Source organism: Paenibacillus camerounensis, from assembly GCF_000723885.1.
GTDB classification, from domain to species: domain Bacteria; phylum Bacillota; class Bacilli; order Paenibacillales; family Paenibacillaceae; genus Paenibacillus_AQ; species Paenibacillus_AQ camerounensis.
Map to the genome: position 1 here is coordinate 1 of NZ_CCDG010000094.1, position 11,473 is coordinate 11,473.

The following is an 11,473-nucleotide window of genomic DNA, read 5'->3' on the forward strand; positions in this document are numbered from 1 at the left end:
GGGATATGAATGACCAGGTGCTGGAGTCGGTATCCGGTGTGCGCGTTATCCGCGCTTATGTGCAGGAGCGGTTGGATGAGAAGCGTTTTGCAGATATTACTGAAGATGTGTACCGTAAAAATATGGCGGTTGCACGTGTAGATGCCTTTTTCGAGCCGACCATCCGCTTCTGTGTGGGTCTTAGCTATATCATCGCACTTACATATGGCATCTATCTCGTATTCCGTAATCAGATCACACTGGGCGACCTAGTCTCGTTCAATATGTATCTGGGGATGATTGTCTGGCCGATGTTCGCGATCGGCGAGCTGATCAATATCATGCAGCGCGGCGGCGCTTCGCTTGAGCGGATCGACGAAACGACCAACACTCGCCCGGATGTGGCAGACGCAGCAAGTCCGGTAGCGGTTGCTCAGCCGACCCGGATCGAATTCGAGGATGTAACCTTCCGTTACCCTACCTCCACTGTCGATAATTTGAGCGGAGTCAGCTTCACCCTGTCCCAGGGCCAGACGCTTGGTGTGGTCGGACGCACAGGCAGCGGGAAATCCACCCTGCTGAAGCAGTTGCTCCATGAATATCCGACCGGCAAGGGCGATATCAAGATTGCTGATGTTCCCATTCAAAAAATCGCGCTCGACCAGTTGCACGGCTGGATGGGCTATGTTCCGCAGGAGCAGATTCTGTTCTCCAAATCCGTCCGTGAGAATATCCAGTTCGGCTATGACCAGGCCAGTGACGAGCGGATCATGCAGGCCATTACGGCTGCAGCCTTCCAGAACGACCTGGGCACCTTATCCGACGGCCTGGATACGATGGTCGGCGAACGCGGCGTCTCCCTCTCCGGGGGCCAGAAGCAGCGCGTCTCAATCTCCAGGGCTTTTATCGCGAACCCTGACATTCTGATTCTCGACGATGCCCTCTCCGCTGTTGACGCGCGGACCGAAGCCCGGATTATTGAGAACATCCGTGAGGAACGCGCCGGCAAAACGACGCTGATCTCTACCCACCGCCTCTCTGCCGTTGAGCATGCCGATTTGATTCTTGTGCTGGATAACGGGCATATTATTGAGCGCGGCACTCATCAGGAATTGCTGGACAGAAACGGCTGGTACCGTGAGCAGTTCGACCGCCAGCAGGTGGAGAACAACCTGACCGGTGAATAGGACGGGAGCCTGAAGTCTTGCCCGATATTTTATAACCAGAATTAGAGCTTGGGACTTACAACCCTTTAGGAGGTGTCACCGTTGACACAGAGTACAGGCAAACGCCTGCTGCAGTATGCACTGACTGCCAAAAAAACCTTTATCGCAGCCCTTCTGCTGCTTACCATCGGCGTGGCCGCCGAGCTGGCCGGCCCTTTTATCGCCAAAAATATGATCGACAACCATCTGCTTGCCATTGAGCAGCCCTACTTCCAGACTGCCTCCCCTGACGAGGCCGCAGTATATAACAATAACTATTACAAACGCGGCGACCGCTTTGCCGAGGGTGAAGCCAAGGGCCGGGAGGTCCGGCTGCTGCAGTCAGGCAGAAGCTTCTATTTCATCAATGAAGCAGTTGCCCAGGCAGAAGGCGAACGAACGTTTAAGGACGGGGCGCTGGAGGTTAAATACGGAGATCAAATTACAACCTATCCTGCCGTGATGCTGTCTGCGGATGAAGTGTTTGCTTTTTACAAGCCGGAATTTCCCGGGATTTATGAGCTGGTAGGGCTATATGCCATCTTCCTGGTCATCTCCATTCTTGCAGAGTTCGGCAAAACCTACTGGCTGCAGTCCTCGGCCAATCAGGTCATCCGCAAGCTTCGTACCGATGTGTACGCCCACATCCAACGGCTGCCGGTACACTTTTTTGACAATCTGCCTGCGGGCAAGGTCGTCTCCCGGGTCACCAATGATACAGAGGCCGTCAAGGATCTGTTCATTGCCGTGCTGTCCAACTTTTTTACAGGAATTATCAATATCACCGGTGTATATATCGCGCTCTTCCTGCTCGATGTGAAGCTTGGCCTGATCAGCTTGTTCATCGTGCCGATTATCGTGCTCTGGATCGTGCTCTACCGCAAAGTGGCGACCAAATACAATACGATCATCCGCTCACGGCTGAGTGAGATTAATGCCATTATCAACGAATCCATCCAGGGGATGTCGATTATCCGGATTTTCCGCCGCCAGAAGCAGAGCCGCGCAGAATTCGAGCACCTGAACGATGATTATATGAAGTATCAGAACAAAATGCTTAATCTCAATGCCTTCACCTCACACAATCTCGTGAACACGCTGCGTAATCTTTCTTTTGTACTGGTCCTGTGGTACTTCGGCTTTGGCAGCTTAGGCGGCTCAACCTTTGTGTCACTGGGCGTGCTGTACGCGTTTGTCGATGTGCTTGGACGGATGTTCCAGCCGATTACCGGAATGGTGAACCAGCTTGCGAACCTGGATAGCTCGATGGTCTCTGCAGGCCGCGTCTTCACCCTGATGGATGAACCGGGAGAACCGGTCACCGACGGCTCGATGCCGCGATACAAGGGAAAAGTCGAATTCAACAACGTATCCTTTGCCTACAAGAAGGATTTCGTGCTGAAGGACATCACCTTCGAGGCGCATCCCGGCGAAACTGTAGCTCTGGTCGGACACACCGGCTCCGGTAAAAGCTCGATCATCAATCTGCTGTTCCGCTTCTATGATCCGCAGCGCGGAAGCATTACGATTGACGGTCAAGAGGTCACTTCCATTCCCAAGCAGTGGCTGCGCAGCCATATGGGGATCGTGCTGCAGGACCCTTACCTCTTCACCGGCACCATCGCGTCCAATGTCAGCCTTGGCGATGAACGCATCAGCCGTGAACGGGTGGAACGCGCGCTGCGTGAGGTCGGGGCGGATAAGCTGCTGGCCCACCTGCCGAAGGGCTTTGATGAGCCGGTAGTGGAAAAAGGCAGCACGCTGTCTGCCGGACAACGCCAGCTGATCTCCTTCGCCCGCGCGCTCTCGTTCGATCCGGCGATTCTCATATTGGATGAAGCAACTTCCAATATTGATACGGAGACAGAGAGCCTCATTCAGGAAGCGCTGGAGGTGCTGAAGAAAGGCCGGACCACGTTCATCATCGCCCACCGCCTGTCGACCATCCGCAGTGCGGACCAGATTCTGGTGCTGCACCACGGCGAGATTGTCGAGCGAGGCAGCCATGAAGAGCTGATGGCGCTGGAAGGCCGTTACTACCGGATGTACCAGCTCCAGCTTGGAGCCGGTGCTGGTACGGCTCAGACCGCCGGCACTGCGGCACCGGCTAAGCCGGCAGCTGTTCTGCAGCCGTCGCTGAAGCACAGCTAACATATTGGTTATGACCCCTGGGAGCCCATACGGCTGCCAGGTTTTTTTTGTGCTTGAATACGGAACATCCGTTCGGGTATAATGGGAAATAATACATAATATGCGGGGTGGCAAGAAGATGATTACCTATTCTCTCAGCAAGCGCCAGGCCAGACAGTTCCTGCTGCTGCACCAGCGGCTGGTTCCCGGCATGCTGCGACGCGGCAAGCAGAGCATCTATGATTATGTCCGCCATGTGGGCTGCATTCAGTATGATCCGCTCAGCATTGCGGGGCACAATCATGAGCTTGTGCTGCAAGCACGAATTCCGGATTTTGTTCCTTCCATGGCAAATGACCTTCTGTACAAGGATAGAACGCTGATTGACGGCTGGGACAAGAATATGTCCATCTACTGTTCGGAGGACTGGCCTTATTTCAGCCGCCGGCGGAAGGCGGCAGCAGCCAGGCATCAGGGGGATGAGCTTCTGCTCAGGACGATAGAGCAGGTACGGGAAGCGCTGGATGCCCGCGGCCCCCTCTCCTCGCTTGATCTGGAAGGCAAGGAGAAGATGGACTGGGCCTGGGCTCCGGCCAGAGTCACCCGTGCCGCGCTGGAGACCCTGTATTTTCGGGGCGAGGTATGCGTGCACCACCGGGTGCATACGCGCCGCTATTACGATTTCACTTCCAGGCTGCTGCCGGAAGATCTGCTAAATGCAGAGGAGCCGAATCCGCTGCCGGAACAGCATCACGACTGGTATGTGCTGCGCCGGATCGGCAGTATCGGCCTCCAGTGGAACAGATCCGGCGACGGCTGGCTGGGCATTTCCGGGTTAAAGAGCAAGGAAAGAACCGCTGCTGTGGAACGTCTGCTGCTGACAGACAGCATACGTGAGGTGCGTGTGGAGGATGTGAAGCTGCCGCTGTATATGCGGACTGCGGATGTTCCCGTGCTTGAGACCGTCCTGAACGGGAGCGCTGCTGCCGGGGGTAGTTCCGCAATTGCTGTTGAGGAAGACGGATTCGCCGCCGTGCTGGCTCCGCTTGATAATCTGCTGTGGGACAGAGAGCTGATCCGCCAGCTGTTCGGCTTCCAGTACCGGTGGGAGGTATACAAGCCGGCGGCAGAGCGGGAATACGGCTACTATGTACTCCCTTTTCTGTACGGCGACCGGTTTATTGCCCGGTTAGAACCGGTTATGAACAAGAAAAGCGGAGTCCTGAGCATCGTCCGCTGGTGGTGGGAGCCGGGAGAATCCTTAACTGCTGAGCTGATTCCGGCAGCCGCTGCAGCCATCGCAGCACTGGCACGCTGTAACAGAGCGGTCAGCGTCACCTTTGCTCCTGAGGCTGTCCAGAGCTGCGGGTTATCCGGTCTGGAGGAGGCTGTTCAACTAAGATACAGCTCTATTCAATGAACCGTTCCTCTTCCAGCCCCAGCTTGGCGTACATTTCCGTGCAGTAGCCCTGCAGCTTAATTTCCAGTCTGCTGGCTTTGTTCTTGAACCGTTTCAGCTCACGGATCATGTGCGCCCTGCCTGCCGGAGTAAAGGTCTGCTGAATGCGTTCCTTGAAATAATCATGCACGATATGGTTACGCTGCTTCCATACATCCTGCAGCTGATTAGTCTCTTCTTCCGAGAATGGAAAATGATGCTGGATTTCTTTGATGAGCTGGCCGAGTGAATTACTGAGCTTACGCTGATACAATTCAGTGAGATCTGCTTCTGTGGGTGTTTTTCCCTGAGACAGCTTCGTGAGCAGCAGCAGATTGGTAAGCTGCTGCTCCAAAGCTTGACAATAATAGACCGCCAGTCCGAAATAAGCAAATAGCTCCTTGGATTGTTCACTCTCCGGTACTTTTGTATCCTTCATCTTTCCTCCCGCCTGTTCACTCTTTATTGATCTATTGTCTCATAAATGCCTGCCATAATCCATGCGTCCGGAGCGGTACAGATAGAATGCGCTGAGCAGCAATATGTAGATTAACGCATGGGCAAATGTCCCTAGCACCGCTGCCGGGGGCAGTTCATCCGCATGCGTAAGCACATCCATCAGCAATGCAGCCGGAGGCAGCAGCACCGGCACAACAGGGCCGGGGATGAAGTCAGCCAGCTTGAAGCTGCTAATGGATACAATCAGGATAATCAGCAGCAAGCCTGTGGCATAGCTGGCTTTGGGTACCCAGGCAGCCTGCAGGTAGAGTGAAATGGACACTCCAAGCATTCCCAGCAGCAGATGTCCGGCAAAAGCCAGCGTCAACCGGTAGAGTCCCGCCGGCTCGGCAAAGTTCCCTGTCAGAACGGGATACAACACTACAAGCATAGACAGTACCGTGGTTAGAACAGCCAGCGTCAGTATGCCGCCCAGATTGTATTTTACACTGCTGCGCATATGGACAATTGTAATCTGCCGCAGCACCGCCTGTTCATGATTAAGGAAGCTTATCCCCATCCAGGCGCAGCCGATGAATAATAGAATGCCGGTAGCTGCATAACTGCTCATAACCGGGTTCGGCTTATATGTATATAGAAGTAATACGAATATAATTGTCGCAGCAACAGGTGCAAAATAGCGCTGCGAGGTTGAATAGCTTTTCAGCATATAGGCAATCAGCGGCCTCATCCGGCATTCTCCTCCACACTCTGTTTGGGATCCATCCACTCTTCAAGCAGGTTACGGTTTCTCCCGTGCTCCACCGAAATGACCGAACCTCCGCGCTGGAGGATATGCAGGAGAAATGTATCTGCGAAGGCTGTTTCAACAGTCCATTCTGTGCATCGCCCGGCCATAGCCGCCTGAACAGGACGGACAGCAATATAACCGGGCATAGCTGTGATGAGCTGCTGCTCATGTTGTGCCAGTTCGGTGCAGAGTAGACAAGAAGTGAGCGTTCCCTGCAGCTTGTCTGCACTTGTAACCATTAACGTCCGGCCAGCCTGAAGCACATGGACTCCGGCTTCCAGCGCTTCCACACATAAGGGCTCATGAACGGATAAGACCAGTGCTGTTCCTTTCATCTTCAGCTCCTGCAGGCAGTCAATCAGGGTATGCTGCGCCGGTAAGTCCAAACCGGATAACGGCTCGTCCAGCAGCAGCAGCTGCGGTTCACCCAGCAGGCTCTGAATCAGATTCACCTTTTGCAGCATTCCCTTGGAGAAGCTGATTACCGGCTCTTTCCGGAACGGCTGCAGCTGGAAGGCTTCAAGCAATCCGGTAATCTGGCGTTCGAGCTGAGCATCCGGGATGCCGCTGATCTGTCCCATATAGCGTAAGTATTGCTCAGCCGGCAGCTTCGTTCCCGTAAAGGCTTCCGGTGCATAACCGATTCTAAGCTTAGGCTTTGACTGCTGCAAGATCCCTGAGGAAAGCTTTAGCAGACCGGCCATAACTGCCAGCAGTGTGCTCTTACCGGAGCCGTTACGGCCGATCAGAGCGGTGGCTGTACCTGCCTCAAAGCTGAGAGAGACTTCATTCAGGACGGCTCTGCGTCCGTATATTTTGGTGGCACCGGTTAGTGTGATTAACGTATTGGATGAAGCCATACGGATATCTTCCCTTCTGCCCAGACGCAGGAACAGGGTACCCCCCTGCGGAGCTGTCTGTTATCTTCTATTACAATAATATTCGCCGGATTCCTTCCTTCTTCCTGTCAGCTTCCAACAATGCGGCAAGCCGGATAGACACAAAAAAGCCGGAACACAGCAGCAGAGCCGCAGCGTTCCGGTTTTATGTAGTTTTCATGTCATTAGGCGTATACTTCAACAGCTTCGCTGATCAGGCGGCAGGCCATTGCGGCATTGCGGCAGGCATCAATACATTCCTGGCAATGAGTCTGCCTATGTCTGCTGCTCTCGTCGGCACAGCGTTCACATATTTCCGCGCACAGACGCAGGATTTCAACCACGAACGGACTTTGCCGGGTCATCGCTTGTACGGCATAAGAACAGATATCCGCACATTCACGGTCGAGCCGGATGCTCTCGCGGAGCGAGGCAAGATCATATTCCTTCAGGCTGGAGACATAGCTGTAGTTACAGGCATTCATACATTTAATACATGCGTCGATGCATTCCTGATATTGAATTCGGGTCATAGCCTTAAACCTCCTGCAATTCGAATAGGGTATGCCTATGTATTAACCTGCAAGAAAAGGAACGAACCAATCTAAGAACGTATTACAGGCTTCTTTTGACCGCTGAGGGACGGTTATAAAGACGATTCTCCAGCTGGAGCAGCTGCGTACGCAGCTCACCTGATGAGAAATGCTCCCCGATGAATACAGCCACATCCGGCACATCCCCTTGCGGGGTAATTTTCATAAAATCAGCTTCCCTGTAGGCATATTGGAATAAAAACCGGCTGGCCGTATCGCTGAAAGTAACGATTCCCTTGGCCCGGTATACATCGCGCGGCAGCTCCTTCACGAAGCGTTCAAACGCCTCACTGTTCACCGCATTTTTAAAATAATGGGTATACGCCATAACGTGGTCATGGGTCCGGTGGGCTTTTCCCGGCTGTCCGGCAGCTTCAGTGGCAGACGCAGCATCACCGGAAGCTTCCTTGTCCTCACTTCCACCATCCAAATGTACGCCGCCCAGACCGCCAAGCAGGGACTGCGGATCAAGCGCACAGCGCACAGCCGGCAGAATCTCAGCATAGGCATTCCATTTCCGCAGCACAGCCGAAATTTCCGCAGCCTCCTCCGCACTTACTCGGTCGGTTTTGTTCAGAATCAGCACGGAGGCGCAGCGGATCTGCTCCTGCATCAGCCGGTAGGTTGCCCCCTGCTGTGATCGGTACAGCTCCAGCAGATGTGCAGTATCGACAACGGTAATCAGCCCTCTTAGTTCCACCTGCTGATACAGCGAGGTTTCCGTCACCGCATCGACGATTTCGAGCGGATTCGCAGCGCCGGTAGCTTCAATCACAACGACATCCGGTGCTTCCTTTTTGACAAGTGTAGTCAGCTCTGTGCTGAGATCACCGCGGCTTGTGCAGCAGATGCATCCCCCCAGCATCTCCGCCATCGGCACCTCCTGCTCCACCAGCAGACCATCCAGATTAACCTCGCCCAGCTCGTTCATAATCACCGCCGGCCGCAGCCCCTGTCCCTTCCAGTGATCCAGCAGCCGCTGCAGCAGCGTTGTTTTGCCGCTTCCGAGAAATCCTGACAATATATAAACCGGTAAGGTCTCTTGTTCCATGCTTCATCGCTCCCCCAAAAATTCCGTATGGTAGCGAGTGTACTACAGTCTGACTGCACAAGCAAGGCACATAACGGCGCCTCTCTCTCAAGCAATAATATTATTGCATTTACAACAATATTGTTTTTGATTATACTTTGTAAATGATTCATACGCCAAGAAAGGGTTGAGACTGAAATGAATATTCAAGCCGTTACATCACCAGAAGATCTAGCAGCTGCATTTTCCATAAGAAAGCAGGTATTTGTTGAGGAGCAGGGAGTCCCTCTTGCTGATGAATTTGATGAATTCGATTCGCTGGACAGCGGGTGCGTGCATATCTTGGCCGTCTTTGAGGGGCAGCGGGTGGGCACAGGCAGAATCCGGGCTGCTGACGGAAAAGGAAAGCTGGAGCGGATATGTATTCTGCCTCCGTACCGGGCATTCGGGATCGGAAAGCAAATTATCGCCGGCCTGGAGGAACTCGCTGCCGCGAAAGGGCTTTTGCAAGTTAAATTACACGGCCAGACACAGGCAAAAGGATTCTATGAAAAGCTTGGCTATCAGGCTTCATCAGCAGAATTTATGGAGGACGGGATTCCGCATTTTTTAATGACTAAAGAGCTGATTGCTTCACGGATATGAATAGATTACGATTATTGGCAGGCTCTTTGTTCATCGGCGGACTGCTCATATTAACGCTGGGAATCTCCCTGACCATACAATCCGGCCTTGGCGCATCTCCTTTTGATGCAACCCTGGTCGGGCTTTCCGGCAATGTCGGGCTGACCGTAGGAAGCTGGGAGATCCTGATTGCCGTGCTGCTGCTGATATGCAACAGCTTCCTGTCCAGAACGAAACCTGAGGTTTTGGGCCTGGCTACTGCTTTTGTAACCGGCCTGGGGATCGATATGTGGCTGTATATGCTGAATGGCCGGATTGAGCCAGAGCCGCTTGGCGGCAGAGTGGTTTGTTTTGTGTTAGGCTTAATCGTTACAGGGTTAGGGACTGCTATATATCTGCACGCCAAATTTGCACCCTCCCCTTTAGACAGGTTAACGTTATTGTTACAGAAGCTAACGGGGCGCAGCATCCTTTTGTCCCGGACACTTATTTATTTCGTGTTTCTGGTGGCAGCTTTTATATTTAACGGGCCTATCGGGATCGGAACACTGCTGACGGTTTGCCTGGGCGGCTTCATCCTTAATTTTTTCATGCCGGTTGTACAGAAGGCCTTAGACAAAGATGCAAGGAACCCCTCCTGATAAATTTGGAGATTATGGGTAATTAAGAAGATAAGGAACTGACCTTGGACTTTAGGAGTGGATAATATGTCATCTGTCGATGAACACCGCAAGCAAGCCCCGCAGACTGTAGCCTGTTATGTCATTACGGTCTCCGATACCCGGACAATGGACACGGACACCGGAGGACAGCTTCTGGCATCTATGCTAGAAGAAGCCGGTTATCAGGTTATAGGTCGTACTATTGTTAAAGATGATTACGAGGAGATCCGCGAGCTGGTCTATAAAAGCTCTGTCCATTCCGGGATCGAAGCGGTGCTGCTGACCGGCGGCACGGGAATTTCGCCCCGGGATACCACCTATGAGGCGGTGGCATCGCTGCTCGATAAGTCGCTGCCGGGCTTCGGCGAGATTTTCCGGCTGCTCAGCTTCACGGAGGATATCGGCTCCGCCGCCATTCTAAGCCGGGCCATCGCCGGCACAATCGGCAGTACAGCAGTCTTCTCGATGCCAGGCTCCACCGGAGCAATCAAGCTGGCCATGAGCCGGCTGATTATCCCGGAGCTGCGCCATGTAATGCGGGAGATTTACAAGAAGGAATAGCGTGGAGCCCATGGCTAATGTGAAGCGTGCAGACCATCCAGCACTTGATTAAGCAGTGCTTTAACCTTTTCCGTATACTTCCCCTTCTCTTTGTTCATCGAGGTATACAGAAGAACGCGGCTGCCGGAGATGGACGGTTTCAGCATAATAGTAGCAGTACCTGAATGAATGTTAAATAGAATCCCCGCCGTCAATGCACTTACGAGCAGGAATACCATAGGGCTTTTCATAAGCTCCCTCCTCTCAGCTAACCTGATTCTAAATCCTGTATTCTAAGGATGGCTGAGAGATCAGAAAAGTATGCACAGCTTCGCAGACCCATTGCTTCAGTAACCGTTATCTGCCTGCAGCAGCTTTATTCCCCTGGTGGCTCATCGTGGACGTCCGTATCCGGAGACGTGATTACCCAGCCTGTAAACTCGACTCTGAGTCCGGGTCTGGTCGGGGCACACAGCATCGGTCCGGCTTGTACCCCTGACGTGTAAGGGAATCGGGCGACCCGGATCGTCCGCCAGGGCTGATCATCGGTTCTGGCTCTGATAATGACCGCATCCTTCAGGCGTGAGGCGCGGATCGTGATTGTACGGCCAGCCCAATCCGGTACCGGTGACAGGGACCAGTCTGAATATTGATCTGTCACCACAGCGCCGATATGCGGCACGCCGTCATTGATTTCGACCCCTGCCTTGATCCATTGCAGCGGGCTGTGCCACAGCATAATGCCTGCCTGGTCATACAGCTCGGTGAGGCTTACGGCACTGAAGCTGACCTCCACAGCAGTTCCTTCACTCCATTCCGCGAGCAGCGCATGACCGTTATCATGCTGGAATCCGTACATCGTTTTCTGCCAGTAATCACTGCCCTCCACCGCCTGAACAATCAGCTTACCGTTCTGGTCCGCTACAGAATGTGGTTCATTACTCCAGATGCCAGCCTGCCAGTCCACCTTTTTCATTTCCTGCACGCTCCTTTACCGGATTTAATTGAATAGAATTGCCGAAGCTTAACTGTACCCATTATGAATGCTACTCTATCCAATTCGGCTGAAAACGCCGCTTTCCTTCATCTGCACAAGCGAAAACTTCTCTGCAGGCAAAAACACAGCCTGACAGAGCTCTGTCAGG

The 11,473-nt window shown here is 53.3% G+C and carries 13 protein-coding genes; 6 read left to right on the top strand and 7 right to left on the bottom strand.

The genetic code is table 11. From position 1 onward, the window contains the following. From BN3772_RS27710 to BN3772_RS27720, 3 genes are all read left to right on the top strand, one after another. Positions 1-1,166, top strand: a 1,166-nt coding sequence (locus tag BN3772_RS27710) for an ABC transporter ATP-binding protein (RefSeq protein ID WP_042203616.1), incomplete at its 5' end; no start/stop codon positions are given. Between the two features lie 81 nt (positions 1,167-1,247). Beyond that, positions 1,248-3,335 carry an ABC transporter ATP-binding protein gene (locus BN3772_RS27715; RefSeq protein ID WP_086074792.1) on the top strand — a complete coding sequence of 696 codons (2,088 nt, stop codon included), beginning with the start codon at positions 1,248-1,250 and terminating at the stop codon, positions 3,333-3,335. 118 nt (positions 3,336-3,453) lie between these two features. Next, complete coding sequence (locus tag BN3772_RS27720) at positions 3,454-4,734, top strand: DNA glycosylase AlkZ-like family protein (RefSeq protein ID WP_042203620.1); 1,281 nt, start codon at positions 3,454-3,456, stop codon at positions 4,732-4,734. On the opposite strand, the gene BN3772_RS27725 is transcribed toward BN3772_RS27720, so the two are convergent. The 5 genes from BN3772_RS27725 to BN3772_RS27745 all read right to left on the bottom strand — a co-directional run bounded on the left by BN3772_RS27725 (position 4,724) and on the right by BN3772_RS27745 (position 8,523). Beyond that, on the bottom strand, positions 4,724-5,191 hold the full coding sequence (locus BN3772_RS27725; RefSeq protein WP_042177360.1) for a hypothetical protein: 468 nt from the start codon (positions 5,189-5,191) through the stop codon (positions 4,724-4,726). The two genes, BN3772_RS27720 and BN3772_RS27725, sit on opposite strands and share 11 nt — an antisense overlap. Before the next feature lie 39 nt (positions 5,192-5,230). Further along, the gene (locus BN3772_RS27730; RefSeq protein WP_042203623.1) at positions 5,231-5,941 is read right to left on the bottom strand and encodes a hypothetical protein; all 711 of its coding nucleotides are present in this window, start codon (positions 5,939-5,941) and stop codon (positions 5,231-5,233) included. Continuing rightward, positions 5,938-6,861 (bottom strand): ATP-binding cassette domain-containing protein, encoded by a 924-nt coding sequence (locus tag BN3772_RS27735; RefSeq protein ID WP_052380730.1) that lies wholly within the window; start codon positions 6,859-6,861, stop codon positions 5,938-5,940. Before BN3772_RS27735 ends, BN3772_RS27730 begins: the two co-directional genes overlap by 4 nt. A 203-nt stretch (positions 6,862-7,064) precedes the next feature. After that, entirely contained in the window at positions 7,065-7,412 is a 348-nt protein-coding gene (locus tag BN3772_RS27740) for a four-helix bundle copper-binding protein (RefSeq protein WP_042203624.1), read from the bottom strand. 82 nt (positions 7,413-7,494) lie between these two features. Then, the gene (locus BN3772_RS27745; protein ID WP_042203626.1) at positions 7,495-8,523 is read right to left on the bottom strand and encodes a CobW family GTP-binding protein; all 1,029 of its coding nucleotides are present in this window, start codon (positions 8,521-8,523) and stop codon (positions 7,495-7,497) included. A 177-nt stretch (positions 8,524-8,700) separates the two neighbouring features. On the opposite strand from BN3772_RS27745, the gene BN3772_RS27750 reads away from it, so the two are divergent. The 3 genes from BN3772_RS27750 to BN3772_RS27760 all read left to right on the top strand — a co-directional run bounded on the left by BN3772_RS27750 (position 8,701) and on the right by BN3772_RS27760 (position 10,349). Beyond that, positions 8,701-9,147 carry a GNAT family N-acetyltransferase gene (locus tag BN3772_RS27750; RefSeq protein WP_042203627.1) on the top strand — a complete coding sequence of 149 codons (447 nt, stop codon included), beginning with the start codon at positions 8,701-8,703 and terminating at the stop codon, positions 9,145-9,147. After that, positions 9,144-9,767, top strand: a complete 624-nt coding sequence (locus BN3772_RS27755; RefSeq protein ID WP_042203630.1) for a YczE/YyaS/YitT family protein — start codon at positions 9,144-9,146, stop codon at positions 9,765-9,767. Before BN3772_RS27750 ends, BN3772_RS27755 begins: the two co-directional genes overlap by 4 nt. Positions 9,768-9,833: 66 nt before the next feature. After that, positions 9,834-10,349, top strand: a complete 516-nt coding sequence (locus BN3772_RS27760; protein ID WP_042203631.1) for a MogA/MoaB family molybdenum cofactor biosynthesis protein — start codon at positions 9,834-9,836, stop codon at positions 10,347-10,349. A 14-nt stretch (positions 10,350-10,363) separates the two neighbouring features. Here BN3772_RS27760 and BN3772_RS27765 read toward each other — a convergent pair whose 3' ends face one another. Next, positions 10,364-10,579 (bottom strand): hypothetical protein, encoded by a 216-nt coding sequence (locus BN3772_RS27765; RefSeq protein ID WP_042203632.1) that lies wholly within the window; start codon positions 10,577-10,579, stop codon positions 10,364-10,366. A gap of 125 nt (positions 10,580-10,704) precedes the next feature. Next, the gene (locus tag BN3772_RS27770; protein WP_042203635.1) at positions 10,705-11,304 is read right to left on the bottom strand and encodes a DUF1349 domain-containing protein; all 600 of its coding nucleotides are present in this window, start codon (positions 11,302-11,304) and stop codon (positions 10,705-10,707) included. Positions 11,305-11,473 lie beyond the last annotated feature (169 nt).